Genomic DNA, 25,911 nt, shown 5'->3' on the forward strand with positions numbered 1-25,911 from the left:
GGCTCCTGACAGCGGGGACGGCCAATAAGGCTAGCACGCCCCCGCCGCTGGAACCTGCGGGATTACGGGCGGCCCACCGTCAGCACAGTGAAGCTGTCTGGCGCCATGGTCGGATGGTGACCTTCGGTGGCGGGCGTCGCGATCTTCGCCGCCGACAGGTACAGCCGGTGCAGCTTCGGATCGAGCGCCAGCGTGCGCGCGCTGGGCTGGGTGGGAATGGTCTGCGCCACGCGGTAGTGGTCGGCGTCATCCTGATGCACGGCGGTGATGTTGCCGCTCTCGCCGTTGGAGCTGAACACCATGGCCGTGCCCGGGTCGTAGACCACGGCATCCGGACCTTCGCCGATGGCCACGCTGGCCACCACCTTGCCGCTGCCCGCGTCGACCACCGCCATCTGCTGGTTGTCGCAGACCGAGAACAGACGGTGGTGCTGGTTGTCGATGGCCAGTCCGCTGGGCGACTGGCATGTACCCAACGACCAGCTTGCGAGCACCTTGTTGGCCTGCGTGTCGATCTTCACCAGTTCGGCGCGATCCTCGATGTTGACGTAGACGTGGCCCGCCTCGTCGGTCGCTGCGAACTCCGGCTTGCCGGCCAGCGCCACCGTGGTGACCACCTGGTTGGTGGCCGGATCGATCACGCTGAAGGAGTGGCCCTTGCCGTTGAAGGTGAACACGTGCTTCGACGCCGGGTCGTACAGGATGGCGTCGGGCTTTTCGCCCGTGCCGGTGACAGTGGCCACTGTCTTCAGCGTATCGAGGTCAAACACGGTGACCGACGCGTTCTGGCCATTGCTGGTGTAGCCGCGGTGCATGGCCTGGTTGATCGCCACACCGTGCACGCCCGCCGTGCCCGTGATCGTGCCGATCGCCTTGTTCTGATCCACATCCACCACTTCCACTCGGTCGCCGCGGGTGACGAACAGGTGGCGGCGCTGGGCGTCGAAATTCAGGTAGTCCCAGCCACCGGGGCCGCCCATCTTCAACTGCGACAGCACACGGAAATCGTTCGCCGCCGGCGCATCCGCCGCATGGAGGGAACCGGCCGCGACCAGGGCAAGGGCCAGGGCGCTGAGGAGATGTCGTTGCATGGACGGACTCGTCGGTGGTGAGGTCCCTAAAGCATGCGACCACGGGACTTAGGGTTGGCTTAGGGGCACGCCAAAGGTTGAATTCCTTTGACCTGTCTCCTCGCAACATACGCCCGATAATCGCCGCAGGGGCGGTCCGGCTGGCCCCGATGCCTTCGCCAATGATGAAAGTCACTGGATTCCGGCTTTCGCCGGAATGACGTGACGGAGATGGGGCGAGAACGTTGCCTCGCTTCTGCTCGTCATCCCGGCGAAAGCCGGGATCCAGCGACTTTCCCCGCCTAGGAAATCGCTCAGGTCCAACCACGTACGACCGTGGTTACCGGACACAACCTTCGCGCAAATAAAGCGGCGTGGCCCAAAGCGGCGTATCGAACGCCAACGCCGCTCAAATCACCTCACTCAAACAGCTTGCCCGGATTGAGCAAGCCCTTCGGATCAAACACCTGCCTTACCCCACGCATCAGCGCAATTTCCGCCTCACTGCGAGTGCACCCCAGGTAGGGACGCTTGACCAGGCCAATCCCATGCTCCGCCGAAATGCTCCCGCCATGACGCTGCAGCGTGTCCGCCAACAGCTTGGTGACGTGCTCGCACTGCGCGATGAAATCGGCGTCGGAGAGTTCGGTCGGGCGCAGCACGTTGATGTGCAGGTTGCCGTCGCCGATATGGCCGAACCACACCACTTCGAAGTGCGGGTACTCGCGTTCCAGTAACGCCTGGATCTCGTGCAGGAACGCCGGCAGCGCGCTGATGCGCAGCGAGATGTCGTTCTTGTAAGGGCGATGCGGCGCGAGGCTCTCGGTGATGCCTTCGCGCAGGCGCCACAGCGCAGCGGCCTGCGCCTCGCTCTGCGCGATCACGCCATCGCTGATCCAGCCGCGCTCTGCGCCCAGCTCGAACGTGGCCAGCGCCGCCTCCTGGGCCGCTTCATCGGCATCGAACTCGGTGACCACGTAGTAGGGATGGTCGCCCTCGATGGCGCGCTGTGCGCCATGCGCCAGCACGTGCCGCAGCGCCACGTCCGTGAAGAACTCGAAGGCCTGCAAAGACAGGCGCGCGCGAAACAGCGCGAACACCTCCAGCACGGCGTCCATGCTCGGCAACGCCAGCAACATCACCTGCGACGGCGGCGGCGGATTGGTCAGCCGCAACGTCGCCTCCACCACCACGCCCAGCGTTCCTTCCGAACCGATCAGCAGGTGACGGAAGTCGTAACCGCTGGAGTTCTTGACCAGGCCACGGTTGAAGTGCAGCAACTCGCCATTGCCGGCCACCACGGTGAGCCCCGCGATCCACTCGCGCGTATTGCCATAACGGATCACGCGAATGCCGCCGGCATTGGTGGCGATGTTGCCGCCGATGGAGCAGGAGCCGCGAGCGGCGAAGTCCACCGGATAGAGCAGACCATGTTCCTTCGCCGCCTCGTGCACGGCATGCAAGGTCATGCCGGCCTGCACGCTCAGCGTGCGATCCACCACGTCGAAACCCAGCACGCGGTTCATGCGCTCCAGACTCAGCACCAGCTCGCCATGCGCGGCCACCGCGCCACCCGACAGGCCGGTGCGCCCGCCCGACGGGACGATCGCCACATCGTGCTCGTTGGCCCAGCGCACGATGGCCTGCACCTCGGCCACCTCCGACGGCAGCGCGATGGCTAGCGGTTTAGCCGTCCATCGGCGGGTCCAGTCGCGGCCGTAGTGTTCCAGGTCGGCCGGGTCGGTCAGCAATCGAAGATTGGGCAGGCGGTCGGCCAGATCAGCCAGACGGGCATCGGTCATGTAAGCATCCCCACGAAGATCTGCCAGCGTGCCAGCAGCCATCTCGCACGTCCAGTGTTGCGATGCCGCAATTTTGCTTCAAGGTCTGGCATAGTGGAGGGGTTATCTCTCGCGCCATGGCCCATGAAGACCTCGTTCCCGAAACAAGACATCAAGGTTCTCCTGCTCGAAGGCGTCAGCCGGAGCGCCGTGGAAGCCTTTCACCGCGCCGGTTACAGCCAGATCGAATACCACGAGAAGGCCCTGCCGGAAGACCAGCTGAAGGCCCGTATCGCCGACGCCCACATTGTGGGCCTGCGCTCCCGCACGCAACTCACCGAGAATGTGCTTCAGCAGGCTAAACGTCTGATTGCAGTCGGCTGTTTCTGCATCGGCACCAACCAGGTGGACCTGTCCGCGGCCCGCCTGCTCGGCGTTCCGGTGTTCAACGCGCCCTACTCCAACACCCGCAGCGTCGCCGAATTGGTTATCGCTGAAACTATTATGTTGCTGCGCGGCATCCCGCAGAAGAACGCGCTGTGCCATCGCGGCGGCTGGACCAAGTCCGCTCTCGGCAGCTTCGAGACGCGCGACAAGGTGCTGGGCATCGTCGGCTACGGGCATATCGGCACCCAGGTCGGCGTGCTGGCCGAGTCGCTCGGCATGCGCGTGATCTTCCACGACATTGAGTCGAAGCTGTCGCTGGGTAACGCCCGCGCCGCCGACAGCCTGGACGACCTGCTGGAACGCGCCGACGTCGTCACCCTGCACGTGCCCGAAACGCCTTCGACCAGGCTGATGATCGGCGAGCGCGAGCTGTCGCGCATGCGCAAGGGCTCGATGCTGATCAATGCCTCTCGCGGCACCGTGGTCGACATCGACGCGCTGGCCGCCTCGTTGCGTGCGGAGCACCTGGCCGGCGCCGCGGTGGATGTGTTTCCGGTCGAGCCCAAGGGCAACGACGACGCCTTCGTCTCGCCGCTGGTGGGCATGGACAACGTGATCCTCACCCCGCACATCGGCGGCAGCACGCTGGAGGCGCAGGACAACATCGGCGTCGAGGTGGCGAGCAAGCTGGTGCGCTACAGCGACAACGGCTCCACGCTGTCGGCGGTGAATTTCCCCGAAGTGTCGTTGCCCGAGCACCCGCGCAGCCGTCGCCTGCTGCACATCCACCGCAACGTGCCCGGCGTGCTCTCGCGCATCAACGAGCTGTTCTCCGCCGGCAACATCAACATCGACGCGCAGTTCCTGCAGACTGACAGCGAGGTGGGCTACGTGGTGATCGATGTGGCGGCGGACGAAAAACAGTCGGCCCAGCTCAAGGATCAGCTCTCCGCCATCCCGGGCACGCTGCGAAGCCGCGTGCTGTATTGAGGGACGGTTGGCCCGGGCGTCGGCAGCTCATGCTGACCGGCGCCTGCCACCGTCCGGCGTTCCTGCGAAGGCAGGAACCCAGTGCCTTTCGGCTCGTGAAGGACTAAGACGCTGGATCCCCGCTTCCGAGGGGATGACGCACCGTGGGTAGCTCCTCAACACCTCCGATGGCGCAGCCCTCTTTCGGCAGCCGCTGGCCCCATCACTCCTGACCCGCGCCACTCGGTCGCAACGTCGATGCCGGAACACGCAGGCGCAGCGCCAGCAACGACAGCCCCACCAGCAGCGCAAACCCGCTGGCCACCAGCGGCACATGGCCCACCTGGTCGCCGTTGACGCTGAAGGAGGCCGTGAGCGGCCCGAACGCGCTGCCGAGCAGCTGGGCCGCCGGCACCAGCAGGGCCACCCTTCCCTGCGGATCCACGTCGAAGGCGAGACGGATATGGAAAGGCATCAGAAATAGCCATCCAAACCCGAACACGCCGCATAGCACTGCGAAAGCAACCAGACGCCCCGCCGGCAGGCCATGCATGCCGAGGGTAACCGCCACGAACAGCACTACGCCCACCGCCAGCGTCGCCGGCGCACGCCACCAGCGCACGGCCATCGACGCCACGCTGCCGCCCACCAGTTGCATGAACAGCACCAGTGACACCAGCGCCTGTGCATTGCTCGCCGTGAAGCCAGCCGCCTGCCCCAGCGGATCGAGGTAGGCCCACAGCGTGCCCACCGCGCACATCTGCGCGAACGGGACCAGCAGGGCGAACAAGCCGCGCATCGACACCAGCGAAGGCTTGACCGCCTCGGCATGGAGTCCCAGCCGCAGCGGGATCCAGCGCAACACGGTCAGCGGCAACAGCGAGAGCGCCGCCACTGCGACAAAACCGGCCTGCCAGCCAAACGCCGGCATCACCCAGCGCGCGAGGCACAAGGCCACCACCGCCTGCACGGCCGTCTGCAAGGTCAGGAACACGCCGGCCAGGCGGTCCGGCTTGGCCGAGCGCACGATCACCATGGTGGTGATCCAGAACAGCGCGGCGGCGAGCAGGCCTGCCAGCAGTCGCACCAGGGTGCAGGCCAGGTCACCCTTGGCCAGGAGGGTCAGCAGATTGACGCCGGCGAGCAGCAGGCTCGCGCCGGCGGCGGTCTCGCGCAGGCGCCCCAGCGGCAGCACCTTCTCGGCGAGAATCACGCCCAACCCCAGCGCGAAGATCTCGCCCATCGCCACCACGCCCACGCCCTCCAGCGAAATGCGTTGGCGGTTGACCAGTTCACCCAGCAGCACAGGCTGCAGGCCCAGCATCATCAGTGCGACGCAGCCGAGCAGCAGGGCCGCGAAGATCTCAGTGCGACTGAAGGCGGTCGCCGCTGACGCATCACCGCTGGAATCGTGCATGCCGTCCCCTCAATAGCCAGTCGATTCTTCGGGTAGTTCCCCAGCCGCGAAGCGCTCCGCGGCGCGCCGCTGATCCTTGCGCAGGCGACCGTTGGCGATGTGGCACACCCACCAGGGCAAACGGTCCACTTTCGCCCCCGTGCCGGCGGCCAGCACGTAGGCCTTGGCGCACTTCTCGGCCAGTTCGGCGTTGAGCACCAGACGCTGCGCGGTGGTCCCCAGCACCAGCGCGCGCTGCCGGCAGATCCACAGGTTGCCGCCGCTGGCCAGGCAACGCCTAGCCTCAGCCACCAGATTGCCTTGGCTCGAAGCCAGCGGCGACGCCGTGCGGCCCAGATGCCGCGCCTGCTCGTCGAACACTTGCGGCAGCTGCCCACCGAATCCACCCAGCAGGCGCGTGAAGGCGCCGCCGCCGAGCAACACCGCACCGATGTCGTCGCGGCCAAGATAAACCGCGGCATGCAGAACCGCGTCGCCCTGAGCGTCTTGCAGCGACATCGACTGCGGTTCGCCGCCGCCCGCGGGGAGCCACACCATCGCCGCCTGGCCGGGCAGGCGCAGGGAGACGCTCCCCTCGCCACCCAGCAGGCTGTGATCGTGCAGGCGTTGGCGCGCTTCACTGAGCAAAGGGGCGAGATCCATGGTCGTCACACCAGTTTCAGCACGTCTTCGAAGCGGTTGAGCGCCTCGTCGACGATCTCGTCGGTATCGGCCAGGCTGGTATAGATGCGGCTACCCGCCAGCGTAATAATGCCGTGGGCGGTGTACGCCGCGCCCATCTCCTCCATCATGTGCTTGCGCTGCTTGGCTTCGTTCTTCAGGCGCGCCAGCTTCAGCAGGCTGCTGGTGTCCAGCAGCATCACGCCGGACGTCTGCAGGTGCACGATCGAGCCCATGTTGTAGGCGACATAGGGCAGGCCCAGCCGTTCGATGATCTGGTCCAGGCCCCGACGCAGGCGATCACCCGCCTGCCCCGCCTTCACCGCGGCATCGGTGCGCTGGATTTCCTTCAGCGCGTAATAGCCGGCCGCGCAGGACAACGGATTGGCGGTCAGGGTGCCGCCGACGAAGGCGCGCTTGGCGGTGGTGCCGATGCCGCCGACCAGCATCATCATGATGTCGCGGCGCCCACCGATTGCGCCGGCCATCGGATAGCCGCCGGTCAGGCACTTGCCCAGCACGGTGAGGTCGGGCTTCACGCCAAAGTACGCCTGGGCGCCGCCGAGGCCGGCTCTGAAGCCGGTCACCACTTCGTCGAAGATCAGCAAGGCGCCGAACTCGTCGCACAGCTTGCGCAGCTGCGCATTGAAGTCGTGGGTCACCGGCCGGGTGCCACTCTCCGGTCCGAACGGCTCCACGATCACCGCCGCCGTTCCGCCGCGCAAGCGATTCCAGCGCAGCCTCCGGCGGATCGCCTCGAGGTCGTTGGGCAGGCTCTCCTGCGTGTTGGCGGTGGCGCCGCGCGGAATGCCCACGGCTTCCATGCGCCCGGTCTTGGGCAGGCGCATGCCATAGACCATCGAATCGCTCCAGCCGTGGTAGCCGCCGCCGATCTTGATCACGCGCCGGCGCCCGGTATAGGCGCGGGCCAGACGGATCGCGCCCATCACCGCCTCGGTGCCCGAGCCGGCCATGCGCAGCATGTCCACGCCGGGCATCAGCTCGCACACCAGCTCGGCGAGCTTCACCTCGTACTCGTGCAGCAGGCCGGTAGTCGGGCCGCAATGCTCGAGCAGCTCCAGCACCTTGCTGCGCACCGCCGGATGGTTCGAACCGAGCAAGGTCGGCCCGCCGGCCTGCAGGAAGTCGATATAGCGATTGCCGTCCACATCGGTCATGTGCGCGCCGTTGGCCTCGGCGATGGCCAGCGGGAATGGCAGGTTGAAGGCCAGGTTGTGCTGAACGCCGCCCGGGATCACCTGACGCGCCTGCTCGGCCATCCGCTTGCTGCCCTGACAGCGCTGCTCGAAGTAATCCATCACCTTGGCCATGGCGTCGCGGCGAACCGGACGCATCGGCTGGTTGACCAGCGCGTGGAAGCGACGGTACAGCGCGTCGATGTCCGGCCACTGCGAGATGGCGCTGCCGGCAGGCGTTTCGATGGAGGCTCGTGGGTGGTTCATGCGGTGACGTCCTGGACAGGATGGGCTTCGATCGTGGCGAGCAGGCGCTGCAAGGCCTTGTCAGGCGTGCGCTGGGTAGCCAAGCGCTCGGCGATACGCCCGCGCAGGCATTGCAGCGCCTGGGACTCGAGCGCGACCAGCGCCTGCAGCGTGGTCTCGAGCGTGTCGCCGCAGCAGATCGCTCCGTGCGTGCGCAGCAGATAAGCGTTGATGTCAGGGCGCAGCGCGCGCGCGAGCTTGCCCGACAGCCAGCTCGTGCCCGAGGGCGCATAGCCCACCAGCGGCACTTCCGGCCCAAGCAGGCGGCGCCGCACGGGTCCGTCAACCGGCAGCCCGCTTCCCAGCAGGGTGCAGGCGCTCGCCGCGGGTTGGTGGGTGTGCACGCTGGCGCGGCAGTCGCGGCGCGCGCGCAGCACCTGCGCATGCATGCCCGACTCCACCGACGGCTTGCGCTCGCCGTCGACCTTGACGAGGTCGGCAAGGCGCAACACGCAGACATCGGCCGCCTCCATGCGCTGGTAATCGGTGGCCGACGGCGTCACCACGATGTGCTCGTCATCGACCCGCAAGGCCAGGTTGCCGCCCGTGGCGGCGAAATAGCCGCGATCGGCCAGCGCTCGGCTGACCTCGACCACGCGTTGTCGTGCGGTCGCGAATCTCATGTCGTCGCTTCCTGTGGGCGGTTGAGGCGTCGGTACATCGGCGCGAGGCGTCGATGCAGTTCCCGGAAAGTGTCGAAGCGTTCGTCGTACAGACCACGCATCGCCGTGCGAGGCTCGAACAGCTTGCGGTGCCGGCAGCGCGCCGGCACGTCGGCATAATCGAGTTCACCCAGCCCCACGCCGGCGATGAAGGCGGCGCCCAGCGCATTGGCCTGGATCGGCGCCTGCGGCTGGCGCACAGCCATGCCGGTGACGTCGGCCAGCATCTGGCACCACACGTCCGATTGGCCGCCGCCGCCCACCACGGTGAAGGCATCGGCCCGGTGTCCGCGCACGAAGCGCAGCATCGGCTCGAGCATCCAGCGCGTGTTGAGCGCCACGCCCTCGAGGAAGGCGCGGATCAGATCCTCGCGCGTGTGTTCCGCCGACAGGTTGAACACGCCGGCGCGCAGGGTCTTGTCGTCCACCGGCGTGCGCTCACCGAACAGCCACGGCGTGTAGATCAGGCCGCGGGCGCCGGCCGGCACGCGCTCGGCGATGCGATCGAGCACCTGGTACACATCAGGGCGCATCTCGTCGCGCAACAGTTCATCCGGATGGAACAGGATGCGATCGCGCAGGAACGCCAGGTTGCTGCAGGCGGCCGACTGCATCGCCATCGCCAGGTAACGGTCCTTCAGCGCGCACGGCACCGACGCGACGAACGAACCGAGGTCGGTGCGCTTGGTCGGCACATGTGCGCCCAGCCAGGACGAGGTGCCCAGGTACAGGTGCATCTCGCCATCGCGCACCGTCCCGGCGCCGACCGCCGCCGCCGAGTTGTCGACGGCGCCGGCGACCACGCGGGTCTCGCGCGGCAATCCCAGCGCATCGGCCACCGCCGGCAGCAGGCTGCCGATCACTTCGGTGGAATGCACGATGTCAGGCAGTTTGTCGCGCTCCAGCCCGAGCACCTTCAGCAGCCCGGCGTCGTAGCGCACGCGACTGAGATCCCGGTTGTCGGTCGCCCAGGTGGTCAGCGCCGAATCATGCGTGGAGCAAAAGCGCCCGGTCAGGCGCAGGTTCATGAAATCCAGCGCGTTGAGGAATTTGTGCGTGCGCGCCACCAGCGAAGGATGGTGGTCGTACAGCCAACCCATGTGGCCCGCCGGATCCTTGCCCGACAGCGAGGGCGCGCCGCCAGTGAGGCGCAGCCAGCGCGCGAGCTTGAGCGGACCGTAGCCCTGGATATTGAACAGCCCACTACGTGCGCGGCGGCGTATCGCCGGAGCGCCACGCATGTCCAGCCACAGGATGGCCCGTGACAGCGCATTGCCCTCGGCGTCCACCGGCACGGTGCATTCGCCGAACGAGGAGCAACACACCGCGACGACCTGGCGGCGACGCGCTGCGTCGGGCGCCAGCAGTTCCTGCGCGGCATCAAGGAAGGCGCGCCACCAGTCCTGCGGGTCCTGCTCCACTCCGGCGTCACCGACCAGGTGCAGCGGCACGGCGCGGAACGACCAGGCGTGCACCGTCCCGTCCAGCCCCACCAACGCGCATTTGCAGCCCGACGTGCCCAGGTCGATGGCCAGCACCAACGGTTCGGAGGTGGGGGTGGATGCAGCCTGCACAGCAACGGGCATCTGGAACCGGCTCAAAGAAAGTAGTGATCACTATCGTATAGTTGGCACTACAATTTCCACAATCCCCTTCCCCGAGGATGTCCATGGCGCCGTCCGCCCCACCTCGCACTCGCCGCAGCAAGCCCGTTCCGCCTGAATTGACCCCCAAGCTCCGGCCCGCACAGTCGCGCGCGACCGAGACCTACGAGCAGTTGCTCGAGGTCACCGCACAGATCCTTACCGAGGTGGGCTTCGAGCGCCTGTCGACCAACATGGTGTGCGAGCGGGCCGGGCTGTCGCCGCCGGCGCTGTACCGCTATTTCCCGAACAAGTACGCCCTGCTCCACGAGCTGGGGCGGCGCCTGATGGAGCAGCAGAATGCGCTGATCGCGCAGTGGCTCACGCCCGAGGTCTTCACCGGCGACACCCGGACCTTGGAGCGTGCGCTCACCGGCCTGCTGCTGGAAACCTATCGCATCACCCAGCAGGCCGATGGCGGCATGTGGATCCTGCGCGCGCTGCGCGCCGTGCCGGCCCTGCAGGACGTGCGGCTCGCCTCGGCGCGCGAGGTCTCGAACCAGGCCACGCTGCGCCTGAGCCGCGTATTTCCGCAGATCGACCCTGCGCAACTGGAGCTGATCAGCCGCGTCGCCGACGGCATGGCCTTCGCCGCCCTGGAAATGCTGTTCGACGATCCGTCGCTCGACCCAACCGCCGTGATGGGCATCGTGGCCGCCACCCTGGCCAGCTATTTCGAGCGCCTCCGCGCCACGCCCGCCGCCTGAAGGCCACACCTGACGCACCAAACAAAAACGGCGCCCAAGGGCGCCGTTCTGCTGTCAGTTGCCGAATTGGTCGGGACGGCGGGATTCGAACCCACGACCCTCTGCCCCCCAGGCAGATGCGCTACCAGGCTGCGCTACGCCCCGACGATGCGGCAAGTCATCAAGTCTACCAGCTGAGCCGGTAGCACCGGAAGCCTTTTGAAATCGCTCAGCGACGCAGCAGCGCCAGCACTTCTTCCAGTTCCATGCGCACCTGGCGCACGATCTGATGCGAAATGCTCGACTCCATGCGCGCCTGCGGGCCTTCCAGCCGCGCGCGTGCGCCGGTGATGGTGAAGCCTTCGTCGTACAGCAAGCCACGGATCTGACGAATCATCAGCACGTCGTGACGCTGGTAGTAGCGGCGATTGCCGCGACGCTTGACGGGGTTAAGAGCGGGAAATTCCTGTTCCCAGTACCGCAGCACGTGCGGCTTGACGCCACACAGTTCGCTGACTTCACCAATCGTGAAGTAGCGCTTCGCCGGAATGGCGGGGAGCTCGGTGTTATTCCCTTGATCCAGCATAGCCCTCGACTCTCACCTTGAGTTTCTGACCCGGACGGAACGTCACCACGCGACGAGCGGAAATGGGAATTTCCTCGCCCGTCTTGGGGTTGCGACCCGGACGCTGGTTTTTCTGCCGCAGATCGAAGTTGCCGAAGCCCGACAGCTTCACCTGTTCACCTTTTTCCAACGCTTCACGGACGACCTCGAAATAGGCGTCCACGAATTCTTTTGCCTCACGCTTGTTGAGGCCCACCTCGAGAAATAGGCGCTCAGCCATCTCCGCTTTGGTTAGCGCCATCTTATCCTCGCAACTTTGCCTTGCATGCCTGCTCCAACGCTGCGACTGCTTCACGTATGTTACGGTCGGCGTCGTCGTCGGTAAGGGTGCGTGAAGCGTCCTGTAAAATCAAGCCCATAGCGAGACTCTTTCGGCCCACTTCGACCCCCTTGCCGCTGTACCGGTCGAACAGGCGCAGCTCCTTGAGTTGGCCACCGAGGGTACCCCTGACCACCTGCTCAATCTCTGACCAGGTGACGGCTTCGGGCACGTCCACGGCAATGTCACGGCGGACCGACGGGAATCGCGGCACCGGCTGCGCCCTGGGCAGGCGGCGGGCCAGCACCGGCTCCAGCTCCAGTTCGAGCACATGGACGTCGGTGCCCAGGTCCAGGACCTTGGCCAGCTGGGGATGCAAGGCGCCCAGATAGCCGACGGTGACGCCGTCGCGGGTGACACGGGCGCCACGGCCCGGGTGCAGCCAGCCCGGAAGGCCGTCGGCATGGACCGCCCAGCGGTCCGGCTCACCGCCCCAGGTGATCAGCGCATCCAGGTCGCCCTTGAGGTCATGGAAGTCCAGCGTGCGCGCCGCGTCGCCCCACTGCTCGGCATGGGCCGAGCCGCAGGCCACGATGGCCAGGCTCGGGGTCTCGATGGGAGCGTCTTTGCTTGCCGCAGCTTCCGTGCTGATGCGGAAGGTGCGACCCAGCTCGAACAGGCGCACCCGCTCCTGCTGGCGCGCGCGGTTGTGCGACAGCGCGGCGATCAGGCCCGGCAGCAGCGAGGGACGCATCACCGCCAGGTCGGCCGACAACGGGTTGGCCAGCGCCACCAGCTCCTTGGTCAGGCCCCAGCGCTCCAGCACTTCCTGGCCGACGAAGGCGAGGTTGACCGCCTCGTAGTAGCCGCGGGCCGCCAGTTGTTCGCGCACGGCCAGCTCATTGAGGCGGGCTTCCGGCTCAGCCGCCAGCGTCAGGGCGCCGGCCGGGGTATGGGTCGGGATGTTCTCGTAGCCATGGATGCGCGCGACCTCCTCGATCAGGTCTTCCTCGCGCTCGATGTCGAAGCGGCGGCTGGGTGCGGTGACCCGCCAGCCGTCACTTGCCGGCTCGACTGCCATGCCGAGCGCCGTGAAGATGCGCACCACTTCCTCGTCGGCGACGGTCAGGCCAAGCACGCGCGCCAGCCGTGCACGACGCAACAGGATCGGCTCCGGCGAGCGCAGATGCGCGGGCAGCGTGACATCCACCAGCGGACCGGGGACGCCACCGGCGATGTCGAGGATCAGGCGGGTGGCGTATTCCACGGCGATCGCCGGCAATTGCGGGTCCACGCCACGTTCGAAACGATGCCCGGCGTCCGTGTGCATGCCCAGCTTGCGGCTGCGGCCGATGATGGCCGAAGGGACCCAGTGCGCTGCCTCAAGAAACACGTTGCGCGTGGCGTCGGTGACTCGCGTCTCCGAGCCGCCCATGATGCCACCCAGCCCTACCGCGCGGGCGCCCTTGCCGCCGCGACTGTCGGAGACCACGAGAAAATCTTCGTCCAGCTCGACCGTGCGACCATCGAGCAGGGCCAGCGGCTCGCCTGCGCGCGCCGGACGCACGACAATCTCGCCTTCCAGCGTGTCCTTGTCGAACGCGTGCATCGGTTGCCCGAGTTCCAGCATGACGTACTGCGTGACGTCGACCAGGAAGCTGATGGGACGCAGGCCGCTGCGACGCAGCCGCTCAGCCATCCAGACCGGCGTTGGCGCCTTGGCGTCGACACGGTCGATGACGCGACCGGCAAAACGCGGCACGCGCGCGCCCGCATCGAGCACGACCTTCATCGTGGCATCGCTCTGCGCCGGCGCCGGCGTGGTGTCGAGAGGAATGACCTCGCCACCCAGCGCCGCGGCGACATCGAACGCGATGCCACGCACGCTGAAGCAGTCGGCGCGATTGGGCGTGAGCTTGATCTCGATACTTGCGTCCGGCAGTCCGAGGTACGACGCCAGCGGCGTACCCACCGGGGCATCGGCCGGGAGTTCGAGCAGGCCCGAGGCATCCGGATCAACGCCCAGTTCCTTGGCCGAGCAAAGCATGCCGAACGACTCGACGCCACGCAGCTTCGCTGCCTTGATCGAGATACCGCCGGGCAACGTGGCGCCAACGGTCGCCAACGGCGCCACCAGACCCGGGCGAGCATTGGGTGCGCCGCAGACGATCTGCACCATGCCCTTGCCCGTATCCACTTCGCACACCTGCAGGCGGTCAGCCTCGGGATGCTTCTGCGCGCTGACGATGCGCGCCACGATCACGCCGTCGGGCAAAGCGCCGAGCGCGGTCACCTCTTCGACTTCAAGGCCGATCGCGGTCAGTGTTGCTGCAAGTTCGTCGCGCGACGCGCTGATCGGCACATGGTGGCGCAGCCAGTTCTCAGAGAATTTCATGTGTATCGGTTCCCGCGGCGATTTATGCGAACTGCTTGAGGAAGCGCAGATCGTTCTCGAAGAACGCGCGCAGGTCGGAGACGCCATAGCGAAGCATCGCGAAGCGCTCCACGCCCAGGCCGAACGCGAAGCCGGTGTAGCGCTCCGGATCGATGCCGCAGTTCTTCAGCACGTTGGGATGCACCATGCCGCAGCCCAGCACCTCCAGCCATCGCGTGCTGCCGTCTTCGGCGTCCCAGCGGATATCGACCTCGGCCGAGGGCTCGGTGAAGGGGAAGTAGCTCGGACGGAAGCGCATCTCGAAGTCACGCTCGAAGAAGGCGCGAATGAACTCGGCCAGCGTGCCCTTGAGGTCGGCGAAACTGGAGGTCTCGTCGACCAGCAGGCCTTCGATCTGGTGGAACATCGGCGAGTGGGTCTGGTCCGAGTCGCTGCGGTAGACCTTGCCCGGCGCGATGATGCGGATCGGCGGCTGGCGCCCCTGCATCGAGCGCACCTGCACGGGCGAGGTGTGCGTGCGCAGCAGGCGGCCGTCACCGAAGTAGAAGGTGTCGTGCATGGCGCGCGCCGGATGGTGCGGCGGGAAATTCAGCGCCTCGAAGTTGTGCCAGTCATCCTCGATCTCCGGACCGTCGGCGCGCTGGTAGCCCAGGCGCGAGAAGATCGCGGAGATGCGCTCCAGCGCGCGGGTGATCGGATGGATGCCGCCGCGCTCGCCATCGCGACCGGGCAGCGTGATGTCGATGGTTTCCGACGCGAGGCGGCGATCCAGCTCGGCCTGTTCCAGCGCCTGCTTGCGCGCGGCCAGCGCGTCGGCGAGGCGATCCTTCACCCGATTGACCTCGGCGCCGCGCGCCTTGCGCTCGTCGGGCGACAGTGCGCCCAGCGCCTTTAGCGCGGCAGTGACGATGCCGCTCTTGCCGAGGAGACCCACGCGCAGCGCATCGAGCGCTTCCAGCGTGTCGGCCTTGTCGATATCGACCAGCGCTTGAGTTGCGCGGCTATCCAGATCGTCCATCGATGCGACTCTCTTTATTCCCTCTCTCGTTCCGGGAGAGGGCCAGGGTGACAGGCGGGATCTTGCGGCATCGCGCATCGAAGCGTGCTTCGACTGAAGACCGGGGCCAGACGCGCCCCTCACCTCTATCCTCTCCCCAGAGGGGAGAGGAAGCGAACACCGCAAGCATTATCCAAACAAAAACGGGGAGGAGGCTTTAGGCCTCCTCCCCGCGGGCGTTACACGCATCCTTTGAAGAGTGCGGCCATGGATGGCCGCTTCTTGATCTTCGCGATCAAGGATGAGCGCACAAATTACGCCGCCAGACTGGCCTTCGCCTTCTCTGCGATCGCACCAAACGCCTTGATGTCGTGCACGGCGATGTCCGCCAGGACCTTGCGGTCGACGGTGATGCCGGCCTTGGCCAGGCCATTGATCAGGCGGCTGTACGACAGGCCGAACTGACGGGCGGCAGCGTTGATACGCACGATCCACAGGGCGCGGAACTGACGCTTGCGCTGCTTGCGGCCGATGTAGGCGTACTGACCAGCCTTGATGACGGCCTGGTTAGCTACGCGGAAGACCTTGCGACGGGCGTTGTAGTAGCCCTTCGCGCGGCCAATGATCTTCTTGTGACGACGACGGGCGGTAACGCCACGCTTAACACGAGCCATGGTTCAGTCCTCCGCCTTAGAGATACGGCAACATGCGTGCCACACCCTTGGTGTCGCATGCCTTGACGTGGTTGGTCGCACGCAGACCGCGCTTACGCTTGGTCGACTTCTTGGTCAGGATGTGCGACTTGAAGGCGTGACCGGCCTTGAACTTGCCCGATGCGGTCTTGCGAAAACGCTTCGCAGCCGCCCGGTTGGTCTTGATCTTGGGCATGAAAATGCTCCCTGATGGGGCTGAACCCCGGTTTCTGACTGATCTGGCGGTGGCCTGGCGACCACGCTTTCCGTCCTGCCAGCATCGGTGCACGACCCGTCCTGGTGGGTCGAACCGGCGATTATACGGACGAAATCAGGGTTTTGCCAGCGTCGGCCTGGCTGAATGCCGATGCTCAGGGGTCGGACTCATCGGATGGCCGCACCTACCCTCACCGTCATTCCTGCGAAAGCAGGAATCCAGCGACTTTCGCGCGCCCGGAACTCCAGGGAAAGGCCCTGGATTCCTGCTTTCGCAGGAATGACGGGCGAAGAGGAAGCGCCATCGCGGGCGCCCGTGCTTTAACAGCTTCTCGGGGCTTGCCCTGCCCTTCCCCCGCCAGCCGGCGGGAGGAGAGGAAGCCGCTGAGATGCGATGCCGTCGCCTCAAAAGAAAAAAGCGACCCGCAGGCCGCTTTTTCCTTAACTTCCAAAAACTTACTTCTTCTTGGGCCCGATCATCATGACCATCTGGCGGCCTTCCAGGCGGGGGAAGGACTCCACCACGCCGTTCTCGCCGACGTCTTCCTGGATCTTCTTGGCCAGGTTCTGGCCCAGGTCCTGGTGGGACATTTCGCGACCGCGGAAGCGGATGGTGACCTTGACCTTGTCGCCTTCCTCGAGGAAGCGAAGCATGTTGCGCAGCTTGATCTGGTAGTCGCCCACGTCCGTGACCGGACGGAACTTCACTTCCTTGATCTCGACCTGCTTTTGCTTCTTCTTGGCCGCCTGGGCCTTCTTCTGGGCTTCGAACTTGAACTTGCCGTAGTCCATGATTCGGCAAACCGGCGGGTCGCCGTTGGGCTGGATCTCAACCAGGTCCAGGCCTGCTTCCATGGCCATGCTCAGCGCTTCGTCGCGGCTCAGGATGCCCAGCTGTTCCGAATCGGGACCGATGACACGAACGCGCGGCACGCGGATTTCGTGGTTACGGCGATTGCCCTTAGTGTCGGTGGTAGCGATACCACTATCCTCCAGAAGAGTTCTTGTTTATGCCGGACCGCGCCATCAGCGGCGGGTCTCGGCTTCCAGGCGTTCCACGAAGGCGGCCAGCGGGATGCTGCCCAGGTCCTCGCCAGAACGAGTACGTACAGAAACGGCCCCCGATTCCTTCTCGCGATCTCCAACGACCAGCAGGTAGGGGACTTTCTGTAGCGTATGTTCGCGAATTTTATAGCCGACCTTTTCATTCCGCAAATCGGCCTGTACGCGGAAACCTTTATCGACAAGGGTTTGCGTCACTTCGCGAACATAATCGGCCTGCGCGTCCGTGATACTGAACACGGCGGCCTGCACCGGCGCCAGCCAGGTCGGCAGCAGACCGGCATGATGCTCGATCAAAATGCCGATGAAGCGCTCCATCGAACCCACGATCGCACGATGCAGCATCACCGGGTGACGGCGCTGTGAATGCTCGTCCACGTACTCGGCGCCGAGGCGCTCGGGCATCATGAAGTCCACCTGCATGGTGCCCACCTGCCAGGCGCGGCCGATGGAGTCCTTCATGTGGTACTCGATCTTGGGACCGTAGAAAGCGCCCTCGCCCGGCAGCTCCTCCCAGGTCACGCCGGCCGAACCCAGCGCGGCGCGCAGTGCGTCCTCGGCTCGATCCCACACATCGTCACTGCCGATGCGCTTGTCCGGGCGCAGCGCGATCTTCAGCGCGATGTCCTCGAAGCCGAAGTCGCCATACACCTTCATCGCCTGCTGGTGGAACGCCGTCACCTCGGACTCGATCTGCTCTTCCATGCAGAAGATGTGGCCATCGTCCTGCGTGAAGGCGCGCACGCGCATGATGCCGTGCAGCGCGCCCGAGGGCTCGTTGCGATGGCAGGCGCCGAATTCGCCGTAGCGGATCGGGAGCTCGCGGTAGCTATGCAGGTCGGTGTTGAAGATCTGCACGTGGCCGGGGCAGTTCATCGGCTTCAGGGCATACGTGTGCTTCTCCGACTCGGTGAAGAACATGTTTTCCTGGTAGTTGTCCCAGTGGCCCGACTTCTTCCACAGCGACACGTCCAGCACCTGCGGGCAGCGCACTTCCTGGTAGCCGCTGTTGCGGTAGACGCGGCGCATGTGCTGCTCCACCTGCTGCCAGATGGCCCAGCCCTTGGGGTGCCAGAACACCATGCCCGGGCCTTCCTCCTGCTGGTGGAACAGGTCGAGCGCCTTGCCGATCTTGCGATGGTCGCGCTTCTCCGCCTCTTCCAGCTGGTGCAGGTAGGCCTTCAGGTCCTTGTCGTTGAGCCAGGACGTGCCGTAGATGCGCGTGAGCATCGCGTTGTTGGAGTCGCCGCGCCAATACGCGCCAGCCACCTTCATCAGCTTGAACGCACGCAGCTTGCCGGTGTTGGGCACGTGCGGGCCACGGCAGAGGTCGGTGAATTCGCCCTGCGAATACAGCGAGAGTTCCTCATTGGCGGGAATGCTCTCGATGATCTCGGCCTTGTACTCCTCGCCCAGGCCGCGGAAGAAGCTCACCGCGTCGTCGCGCGTCTTCACGCTGCGCGTCACCGGCAGGCCTTCCTTGACGATCGCTTCCATCTCCGCCTCGATCTTCACCAGATCGTCCGGCGTGAACGGGCGCTCATAGGCGAAGTCGTAATAGAAGCCGTTGTCGATCACCGGGCCGATGGTGACCTGAGCGCCCGGATACAGGCGCTGCACGGCCTGCGCCAGCAGATGCGCCGTGGAGTGGCGCAGGATCTCAAGCGCCTCCGGGCTCTTCTCGGTGACGATCTCGAGGCTGGCGTTGTGGTCGATCGGGAAGCTGGCGTCCACCAGCTTGCCGTCCACCTTGCCGGCCAGGGTGGCCTTGGCCAGGCCCGCGCCAATGGAGGCAGCGACATCCTGCACCGTCACCGGATGTTCAAAGGGACGTTTGCTGCCGTCGGGTAGCGTAATTTCGATCATTTTTGCACCTAAAAGAAGACGCTCAACAGAAGGTCAACGGAGCGCGCTTTTCGTGAAGAGTCCGGCCATGGACGGCCGGTTTTGTCTTTGCTCGCCTGGACGGCGAGCACAAATAAAACCCATAAAAAAAGAGCGCCAAGCGCCCTTCCTGCAAACAAGGCGTGGCGTGGGTCAGCGTTGGAAGCTCGTAGTTGCCATGTCGCACACTCGGCCGGCGCTTTGGACGCGGGCCACCTTGTCTCCGATCTGTTCGCAGGGGAAAGCTAGTTTAGCCCACGTTGCGCTGTCAATTCAGCATCGGCGGCGCGTCTCGGCCCAGCCGAGATAGAATCTGCGGCTCAACCATCAAGGGCATCCCCATGCGTGTTCTCGTCACCGGCTCCGCCGGCTTCATTGGCTCAGCCCTGGCCGAGCGCCTGCTGGCTCGCGGCGACGAGGTCTACGGCATCGACAACCACAACGACTACTACGACCCGTCGTTGAAGGAATCTCGCCTCGCCCGCTTCGCCCAGCATCCGAACTACACGCATCTGAGAGCCGACCTCGCCGATGCGGACGCGGTGAACCGGGCCTTCGCTGCCTTCGAGCCGCAGCGCGTGGTCAACCTCGCCGCCCAGGCTGGCGTGCGCTATTCGCTGAAGAGCCCGCAGGCCTACGTGCAAAGCAACCTGGTCGGCTTCGTGAACATCCTCGAGGCCTGCCGGTACGGCAAGGTCGAGCACTTGGTGTACGCCTCGTCCAGCTCGGTCTACGGGGCGAACCGCAAGATGCCGTTCGCGATCGAGGATGCGGTCGACCACCCGGTCAGCCTGTACGCCGCCAGCAAGAAAGCCAACGAGCTGATGGCCCATACGTACAGCCATCTGTATGACCTGCCGACAACCGGCCTGCGCTTCTTCACCGTGTATGGCCCCTGGGGTCGCCCGGACATGTCTCCGATGTTGTTTGCCGACCGCATCAGCCGCGGCGAGGCGATCGACGTGTACAACTACGGCAACCACAGCCGCGACTTCACCTATGTCGACGACATCGTCGAAGGGGTGATCCGCACGCTCGACCACATCGCCCTGCCCGACCCCGCTTACGACGCGCTGCATCCCAGCCCCGGCACGTCCAGCGCGCCCTACCGCGTCTACAACATCGGCAACGACCAGCCCGTGCAGCTGATGCACTTCATCGCGCTGATGGAAAAGCACCTTGGCCGCACCGTCGAAAAACGCCTGCTGCCGATGCAACCGGGCGACGTGCCCGACACCTGGGCCGACGTGTCGGCGCTGCGTCGCGACGTCGGCTACGCGCCAAATACATCCATCGAGGATGGCGTCGCGCGCTTCGTGGCCTGGTACCGCGAGTACTTCGAGAAGTGAGTGAAGAGGAGTGAGAAACGAGAGAGAGCCCTTCTCTCACTTCTCAATCCTCTCCACTATTTCCTGCCTTAGAACGGCTTGGCGATCACCAGGAAAATCACGCCCAGCAGCACCAGCACCGGCAGTTCGTTCGCAATGCGCAGCGTCCGGGATGAAGGCAGCGCCCCGCCCCGCTCACAGCGCTTGAGCAGGCGTCCGGTCCAGCTGAAGTAGGCCAGCAGCACCACGACGAGGGTCAGCTTCGCGTCGATCCAGTGCAGCGAGGCGGTGACGTTCGGCAGCGCCTGGGGAAAGACCCGCCACCCCTGCCAAAGCGCCAGGCCGAACAGGAAGGCCATGCCGAACATGTTGTGCCCGAAGCGATAGAGCCGGCGTCCCATCAGGACCAGCCGATCGCGAACGGCCGGCTCGTCCGCCGCCTCGGCGATATTCACCAGGATACGCGGCAGGTAAAACACGGTGGCCATCCAGGCCATGACGAACAGCAGATGGAAGCTCTTGATCCACAGGTACGTCATCAACTGGCTCCTTGGGCGCAAAAAGAAACGGCGCGAACCCGAGGGCCGCGCCGTTTCGTCGGTATTGGTGGGCGGTACAAGGATCGAACTTGTGACCCCTACCATGTCAAGGTAGTGCTCTACCGCTGAGCTAACCGCCCGGAGCTCGCCCGGCGTACCGTGCGAGCCGCGCAGTATACGTGCTCCGGGCGTCGACGACAACCATTTGGACCAAACCCGGTCAGCGCAGCGCTTTTTCCCGCAACTGGTGGATCTGGTCGCGGATCCGGGCGGCCTCCTCGAACTCCAGGTTCTCGGCGTGCTTGTACATCTGCGCCTCGAGCTTCTTGATCATCGCCGAGGCCTGGTCGGCGCTCAGCGCGGCGTAGTCGGCGCCCTTTTCGGCCACGGCGGCGGCGCGGCGCTCCCCACGGCCACCACGGCCACGGCCCGGCGCCTCGCTGCGGGCGCCTTCCATGATGTCGGCGATGCGGCGCACCACCGACTGGGGCGTGATGCCGTTGGCCTCGTTGTAAGCCTCCTGCTTCTCGCGGCGGCGGGCGGTCTCGTCCATCGCCGCCTGCATCGAGCGGGTCACGTTGTCGGCATACAGGATCGCTTTGCCACGCAAGTTGCGCGCGGCGCGACCGATGGTCTGGATCAGCGAGCCGGTCGAGCGCAGGAATCCTTCCTTGTCCGCATCGAGGATGGCCACCAGCGACACCTCGGGCATGTCCAGGCCCTCGCGCAGCAGGTTGATGCCCACCAGCACGTCGAATTCGCCCAGGCGCAGGTCGCGAATGATCTCCACGCGCTCGACCGTCTCGATATCGGAATGCAGGTAGCGCACCTTTACGCCGTGCTCTCCCAGGTATTCGGTGAGGTTCTCGGCCATGCGTTTGGTGAGCGTGGTGACCAGCACGCGGTCACCCATCGCCACGCGCTTGTGCACTTCGCCGAGCAGATCGTCGACCTGGGTGCGCACCGGGCGCACTTCCACTTCCGGATCAACCAGGCCGGTGGGGCGCACCACCAGCTCGACGATGGCGTCGCCGGATTTCTGCAGCTCATAGTCACGCGGCGTAGCTGATACGTAGATCGAACGCGGCGCGCGCAGCTCCCATTCCTCGAAGCGCAGCGGCCGGTTGTCCATCGCCGACGGCAGGCGGAAGCCGAACTCCACCAGCGTCTCCTTGCGCGAGCGGTCGCCCTTGTACATGGCGCCCAGCTGCGGAATGGTCACGTGCGACTCGTCCACGACCAACAATGCGTCCGGCGGCAGGTAGTCGAACAAGGTCGGCGGCGGCTCGCCGGGTCCGCGACGAGTGAGATGGCGCGAGTAGTTCTCGATGCCCTGGCAGTAGCCGACCTCGGCCATCATCTCGATGTCGAAGCGCGTGCGCTGGTCCAGGCGCTGCGCCTCGACCAGCTTGTTGTCCTTGTACAGCTGCTCCAGCCGCTCCTTCAGCTCGACCTTGATGGTCTCGATCGCATTGAGCACGCTCTCTCGCGTGCTGGCGTAGTGCGTACGCGGATAGACGGTGTAGCGCGGCACCTTGCGGATGGTCTCGCCGGTAAGCGGGTCGAACAGCGCCATGTTCTCGACCTCGCCGTCAAAGAGCTCGATGCGCAGCGCCTCGGTTTCCGACTCGGCCGGGAATACGTCGATCACCTCGCCGCGCACGCGATAGGTGCCGCGGCGCAGCTCCATCTCGTTGCGCGTGTACTGCAGCTCGGTGAGCTGGCGGATCAGCGCACGCTGGTCGATGCGCTCGCCCTTGGCCAGGATCAGTCGCAGCGACAAATAATCCTCGGGATCGCCCAGGCCGTAGATCGCGGACACCGTCGCGACGATCAGCGAGTCCTTGCGCGACAGCAGCGCCTTGGTCGCGGCCAGTCGCATCTGCTCGATGTGGTCGTTGATCGAGGCGTCCTTCTCGATGAAGGTATCCGACGCCACCACATAGGCTTCGGGCTGGTAGTAGTCGTAGTAGCTGACGAAGTACTCCACCGCGTTGTGCGGGAAGAACTCCTTGAACTCGCCGTAAAGCTGCGCCGCCAGCGTCTTGTTCGGCGCCAGCACGATGGTCGGCCGCTGCACTTTTTCGATCACGTTGGCGATGGTGAAGGTCTTGCCCGAACCGGTCACGCCCAGCAGCGTCTGCGCCGCCAGGCCGGCTTCGAAGCCTTCACTGAGACTGCGGATCGCCTCGGGCTGGTCACCCGATGGCTTGTAGGGAGATACGAGTTCGAAGCGGTCTGTCATGGCGGTCATATGCGGTCGCGTCGCGGTATTTTAAATCGCCCTGCTGACAAGACCTGTCAGCAGGTTACGACGACTCGCCAGCCCGCCCGACGACTGCCCGCAGCCGGTGGCGCCTTTAGGCTGCGCTCCTGCATGACGCAAGGAGCGGCGCATGAGAGGCGTACAGCAACGGGACCGACGTCACGGCGGGCGCGGCTTCACGCTGATGGAGCAGGTTGTGGTGATGGTCATGGCCGCCACGCTGGCGTGCCTGGCGGCGCCCGCACTGGGCAAGCTCGCAGCCCGAAGCCGGCTGCAGACCGCCCAATCGGCCCTGCTGGCCGCCCTGCAACAGACGCGTGGCGTGGCCATCCATACCCGTCAGCGAGCCATGCTATGCCCCACGCGCGACGGCCAGCACTGCAGTGATGAACTGCATTGGGAGGGCGGCTGGCTGGTGGGCCACTACCGCAGCGATCACGCCGACCAGCTGACCGGACCGCCGTCACTCTCCGGGGAAGCTCACGACCAGCTCACCATTCTGAGCAGCACCGGACGTCGCCGCATCCGCTTCCAGGCGGACGGCAGCGCTGGCGGCAGCAATGTCAGCTTCACGCTATGCCGCCGTGGCGACATAGAAGGCGCCCTGGCCATCACCGTAGCCAACTCCGGCCGCATCCTGGGCTCCCGCGCAACGCCAGACCAGGCCCGCCGTTGTGCGCAAGAGGGCTGAAGCTCCGGCTCACAGGCAGTCGTGGGCGCTTTCGCGATAGCCGCGCAACGCCAGCACTTCAATCCACTCGTACAGGGTCACGTCCGCCCCGTTCGCCCGGCTACGCACCATCAGCAACTCTTCCGTGCCGGTGGCGCCGCGCGGCACGACCACCTCAAAGCCATTGGCAAATTCGAGCATATGCGCGTCTGGCGATAGTTTTTTCCAATGAACCAGCACGCAGGATGCGTAAGTCTCATCCAGCTTCGATGTAGTCGCCTGGAAGGTTGGCTTGCGCGTGGTGATGCCACCGGTGCTGCTGCAACCAGCGATGAGAATCACCAGCCAGACAGTGCATTTGGCACGCATGGGTCCACCCTCGCCTCGCCCGGCGCGAGTGTAGCGGGCGCGATCACGCCTCATGTGATCGGGCAAAAGAAAAGGCCCCACCTTGCGGTGAGGCCTTTTCCGAATATGGCGCCCGAAGTTGGACTCGAACCAACGACCCCCTGATTAACAGTCAAGTGCTCTAACCGGCTGAGCTATTCGGGCGGGGTGAGTTGGATAGTTTGAATACCCAACCCCGGTCTGTCAAGACGTTCCCGCGACCAAACCTCAGTGCGCCGGCTCGCCGGTGAGCACCCGATAGCACGGCACGTAGGCGGCTCCGCCGGGGAGTTTCATGCGGTCCTGCGCCACGAAGGCCTTCAGCAGTTCGTCCAGCGACTGCATGACGTCGGCGTCGCCATCGATTTCGAACGGGCCTTCCTTCTCGATCGCGTGCATGCCTTCTTCCTTCACGTTACCGGCCACGATGCCGGAGAACGCGCGTCGCAGGTCCGCCGCCAATTCGTGGCGCGGGCGATTGCGATGGATCGCCAGCGCACGCATGGCTGCATGGGTGGGACGGAATGGCAGCTGGAACGCATACGGAATATTGAGCGCCCAGTTGAAGAAGAACGCGTCCTTGTTGTCGAGGCGGTAGTTGCGCACCTTGTCGACACCACGCACCATCGCCCGCGCCACCGCGGCCGGATCGTCCACGATGATCTGATAGTGCTGCGCCACGCTGTCGCCCAGGGTCAGGCGCAGGAAGCGATCGATCTGCTCGAAGTAGGCCGCCGACTGCTTCGGGCCAGTGAAGATCAGCGGGAACGGCACGCCGGCGTTGTCCGGATGCAGCAGGATGCCCAGCATGTAGAGAATTTCCTCGGCCGTGCCGACGCCGCCGGGGAATACGATGATGCCGTGCCCCATGCGCACGAACGCCTCGAGACGCTTCTCGATGTCCGGCATGATCACCAGGTGGTTGACGATCGGATTCGGCGACTCGGCCGCGATGATCCCCGGCTCGGTGATGCCGATATAGCGGTTGTTGCGACGACGCTGCTTGGCATGGGCGATGGTCGCGCCCTTCATCGGGCCCTTCATCGCGCCCGGTCCGCAACCCGTGCAGATATCCATGCCACGAAGGCCAAGCTGATACCCCACCTGTTTGGTGTAGTCGTATTCCTCGCGCGAGATCGAGTGGCCACCCCAGCACACCACCAGGTTGGGATCGATCTGCGGCTTGAGGATGCGCGCATTGCGCAGAACCTCGAACACCGCGTGGGTCAGCCCTACGCTGTCATCCAGGTTGAAGCTGCCCTGCTCCATCTGCGTCGACACATACACAATGTCGCGCACTACGGCCACCAGCAGCTCATTGATGCCGCGGATGATCTGGCCGTCCACGAAGGCTTGCGCGGGGGCATGCACCAGCTCGATCTTGATGCCGCGGTCCTGCTGCAGCACCTGGATGTCGAAATCGGGAAACTGCTCGAGGATCGAACGTGGATCGTCGCTCATGCTGCCGGATGTCAGCACCGCCAGCGCGCAGCGGCGCAGCAAGGCGTGCAGCCCCGACCCACTGGCGTCGCGCAGGCGCGCCACCTCGTTGCGGGACAGGATATCCAGGCCGCCTGCAGGAGAAATCCGGGCGCTGACGGTGGCGGCTCGGCCGGTCTTGCCGGCGTGGGTGTCATTCATTGAAACAGTCTCCTCGCCGCATCCTCGCGGCTCGTACGTCCGGGCAAAACGCGGCGGACCGTTTAGCTTCCCGCGCCCGTCGGGGCAGGGTCAAGCCAATTTCATGAACGGACGCGACGTCACCGCAAAGAGAAAGCCGGCGCCCTCGCGGGCGCCGGCCTCCAGTCTGTCGC

At 65.4% G+C, this 25,911-nt stretch carries 24 protein-coding genes and 3 tRNA genes; 4 read left to right on the plus strand and 23 right to left on the minus strand.

Annotated elements, in window-relative coordinates; translation table 11 throughout:
- Positions 1-62: 62 nt before the first annotated feature.
- Entirely contained in the window at positions 63-1,091 is a 1,029-nt protein-coding gene (locus DVT68_RS04715) for a YncE family protein (RefSeq protein WP_114823855.1), read from the minus strand.
- A gap of 398 nt (positions 1,092-1,489) precedes the next feature.
- Entirely contained in the window at positions 1,490-2,872 is a 1,383-nt protein-coding gene (locus DVT68_RS04720) for an FAD-binding oxidoreductase (protein WP_114823856.1), read from the minus strand.
- Positions 2,873-2,995: 123 nt separating this feature from the next.
- Between DVT68_RS04720 and serA the strand changes: the two genes are divergently transcribed.
- Complete coding sequence (gene serA, locus DVT68_RS04725) at positions 2,996-4,228, plus strand: phosphoglycerate dehydrogenase (RefSeq protein ID WP_114823857.1); 1,233 nt, start codon at positions 2,996-2,998, stop codon at positions 4,226-4,228.
- Positions 4,229-4,430: 202 nt separating this feature from the next.
- Here the strand turns inward: serA and DVT68_RS04730 are convergent, their stop codons facing one another.
- From DVT68_RS04730 to DVT68_RS04750, 5 genes are read right to left on the minus strand one after another with little or no spacing between them, the layout of a single operon-like run.
- Positions 4,431-5,624 (minus strand): MFS transporter, encoded by a 1,194-nt coding sequence (locus tag DVT68_RS04730; protein ID WP_114823858.1) that lies wholly within the window; start codon positions 5,622-5,624, stop codon positions 4,431-4,433.
- A gap of 9 nt (positions 5,625-5,633) precedes the next feature.
- Positions 5,634-6,266, minus strand: coding sequence for a hypothetical protein (locus DVT68_RS04735; protein WP_114824391.1), 633 nt, complete (start codon positions 6,264-6,266; stop codon positions 5,634-5,636).
- 5 nt (positions 6,267-6,271) lie between these two features.
- The gene (locus DVT68_RS04740) at positions 6,272-7,747 is read right to left on the minus strand and encodes an aspartate aminotransferase family protein (RefSeq protein ID WP_114823859.1); all 1,476 of its coding nucleotides are present in this window, start codon (positions 7,745-7,747) and stop codon (positions 6,272-6,274) included.
- Complete coding sequence (locus tag DVT68_RS04745; RefSeq protein WP_114823860.1) at positions 7,744-8,409, minus strand: class II aldolase/adducin family protein; 666 nt, start codon at positions 8,407-8,409, stop codon at positions 7,744-7,746. Before DVT68_RS04745 ends, DVT68_RS04740 begins: the two co-directional genes overlap by 4 nt.
- A complete protein-coding gene (locus DVT68_RS04750; RefSeq protein WP_114823861.1) occupies positions 8,406-10,034 on the minus strand; it encodes a xylulokinase in 1,629 nt (542 codons plus the stop codon). Before DVT68_RS04750 ends, DVT68_RS04745 begins: the two co-directional genes overlap by 4 nt.
- 83 nt (positions 10,035-10,117) lie before the next feature.
- Here DVT68_RS04750 and DVT68_RS04755 point away from each other — a divergent pair, with 83 nt between their 5' ends.
- The gene (locus DVT68_RS04755; RefSeq protein ID WP_114823862.1) at positions 10,118-10,798 is read left to right on the plus strand and encodes a TetR/AcrR family transcriptional regulator; all 681 of its coding nucleotides are present in this window, start codon (positions 10,118-10,120) and stop codon (positions 10,796-10,798) included.
- A 67-nt stretch (positions 10,799-10,865) separates the two neighbouring features.
- On the opposite strand, the gene DVT68_RS04760 is transcribed toward DVT68_RS04755, so the two are convergent.
- From DVT68_RS04760 to thrS, 10 genes are all read right to left on the minus strand, one after another.
- A tRNA-Pro gene (locus DVT68_RS04760) sits at positions 10,866-10,942 on the minus strand.
- A 64-nt stretch (positions 10,943-11,006) separates the two neighbouring features.
- Positions 11,007-11,363 carry a MerR family transcriptional regulator gene (locus tag DVT68_RS04765; protein ID WP_019467383.1) on the minus strand — a complete coding sequence of 119 codons (357 nt, stop codon included), beginning with the start codon at positions 11,361-11,363 and terminating at the stop codon, positions 11,007-11,009.
- Positions 11,344-11,643, minus strand: a complete 300-nt coding sequence (gene ihfA / locus DVT68_RS04770) for an integration host factor subunit alpha (RefSeq protein ID WP_114823863.1) — start codon at positions 11,641-11,643, stop codon at positions 11,344-11,346. The genes DVT68_RS04765 and ihfA overlap by 20 nt, the downstream gene beginning before the upstream one ends.
- A gap of 1 nt (position 11,644) precedes the next feature.
- Positions 11,645-14,056: a phenylalanine--tRNA ligase subunit beta gene (gene pheT / locus DVT68_RS04775; RefSeq protein ID WP_114823864.1), complete on the minus strand. Its 2,412-nt coding sequence runs from the start codon at positions 14,054-14,056 to the stop codon at positions 11,645-11,647.
- Positions 14,057-14,078: 22 nt separating this feature from the next.
- Complete coding sequence (gene pheS, locus DVT68_RS04780) at positions 14,079-15,074, minus strand: phenylalanine--tRNA ligase subunit alpha (RefSeq protein WP_114823865.1); 996 nt, start codon at positions 15,072-15,074, stop codon at positions 14,079-14,081.
- 293 nt (positions 15,075-15,367) lie between these two features.
- Positions 15,368-15,727 (minus strand): 50S ribosomal protein L20, encoded by a 360-nt coding sequence (gene rplT, locus DVT68_RS04785; RefSeq protein WP_017463630.1) that lies wholly within the window; start codon positions 15,725-15,727, stop codon positions 15,368-15,370.
- Between the two features lie 16 nt (positions 15,728-15,743).
- Positions 15,744-15,941: a 50S ribosomal protein L35 gene (gene rpmI, locus DVT68_RS04790; protein WP_038615747.1), complete on the minus strand. Its 198-nt coding sequence runs from the start codon at positions 15,939-15,941 to the stop codon at positions 15,744-15,746.
- Positions 15,942-16,158: 217 nt separating this feature from the next.
- Positions 16,159-16,413 (minus strand): hypothetical protein, encoded by a 255-nt coding sequence (locus tag DVT68_RS20245; protein WP_147281664.1) that lies wholly within the window; start codon positions 16,411-16,413, stop codon positions 16,159-16,161.
- 4 nt (positions 16,414-16,417) lie between these two features.
- Positions 16,418-16,942 (minus strand): translation initiation factor IF-3, encoded by a 525-nt coding sequence (infC, locus tag DVT68_RS04795; protein ID WP_304487916.1) that lies wholly within the window; start codon positions 16,940-16,942, stop codon positions 16,418-16,420.
- 45 nt (positions 16,943-16,987) lie between these two features.
- Positions 16,988-18,889 (minus strand): threonine--tRNA ligase, encoded by a 1,902-nt coding sequence (gene thrS, locus DVT68_RS04800; protein ID WP_114823867.1) that lies wholly within the window; start codon positions 18,887-18,889, stop codon positions 16,988-16,990.
- Between the two features lie 359 nt (positions 18,890-19,248).
- Here thrS and DVT68_RS04805 point away from each other — a divergent pair, with 359 nt between their 5' ends.
- Positions 19,249-20,256 carry an NAD-dependent epimerase gene (locus DVT68_RS04805; protein WP_114823868.1) on the plus strand — a complete coding sequence of 336 codons (1,008 nt, stop codon included), beginning with the start codon at positions 19,249-19,251 and terminating at the stop codon, positions 20,254-20,256.
- A 68-nt stretch (positions 20,257-20,324) separates the two neighbouring features.
- Here DVT68_RS04805 and DVT68_RS04810 read toward each other — a convergent pair whose 3' ends face one another.
- The 3 genes from DVT68_RS04810 to uvrB all read right to left on the minus strand — a co-directional run bounded on the left by DVT68_RS04810 (position 20,325) and on the right by uvrB (position 23,019).
- Complete coding sequence (locus DVT68_RS04810) at positions 20,325-20,777, minus strand: CopD family protein (protein ID WP_199535955.1); 453 nt, start codon at positions 20,775-20,777, stop codon at positions 20,325-20,327.
- 62 nt (positions 20,778-20,839) lie between these two features.
- Positions 20,840-20,914: transfer RNA gene (locus DVT68_RS04815), tRNA-Val, on the minus strand.
- A gap of 80 nt (positions 20,915-20,994) precedes the next feature.
- Entirely contained in the window at positions 20,995-23,019 is a 2,025-nt protein-coding gene (gene uvrB / locus DVT68_RS04820; protein ID WP_114824392.1) for an excinuclease ABC subunit UvrB, read from the minus strand.
- 151 nt (positions 23,020-23,170) lie between these two features.
- Between uvrB and DVT68_RS04825 the strand changes: the two genes are divergently transcribed.
- Entirely contained in the window at positions 23,171-23,731 is a 561-nt protein-coding gene (locus DVT68_RS04825; RefSeq protein ID WP_114824393.1) for a GspH/FimT family pseudopilin, read from the plus strand.
- Between the two features lie 9 nt (positions 23,732-23,740).
- On the opposite strand, the gene DVT68_RS04830 is transcribed toward DVT68_RS04825, so the two are convergent.
- The 3 genes from DVT68_RS04830 to ppnN all read right to left on the minus strand — a co-directional run bounded on the left by DVT68_RS04830 (position 23,741) and on the right by ppnN (position 25,738).
- On the minus strand, positions 23,741-24,079 hold the full coding sequence (locus tag DVT68_RS04830; RefSeq protein ID WP_114823870.1) for a hypothetical protein: 339 nt from the start codon (positions 24,077-24,079) through the stop codon (positions 23,741-23,743).
- 106 nt (positions 24,080-24,185) lie between these two features.
- A tRNA-Asn gene (locus tag DVT68_RS04835) sits at positions 24,186-24,262 on the minus strand.
- Between the two features lie 63 nt (positions 24,263-24,325).
- Positions 24,326-25,738 (minus strand): nucleotide 5'-monophosphate nucleosidase PpnN, encoded by a 1,413-nt coding sequence (gene ppnN / locus DVT68_RS04840; protein ID WP_114823871.1) that lies wholly within the window; start codon positions 25,736-25,738, stop codon positions 24,326-24,328.
- Between the last annotated feature and the right edge of the window lie 173 nt (positions 25,739-25,911).

The sequence above is a fragment of the Dyella solisilvae genome (assembly GCF_003351225.1).
Taxonomy (GTDB): Bacteria; Pseudomonadota; Gammaproteobacteria; order Xanthomonadales; family Rhodanobacteraceae; genus Dyella; species Dyella solisilvae.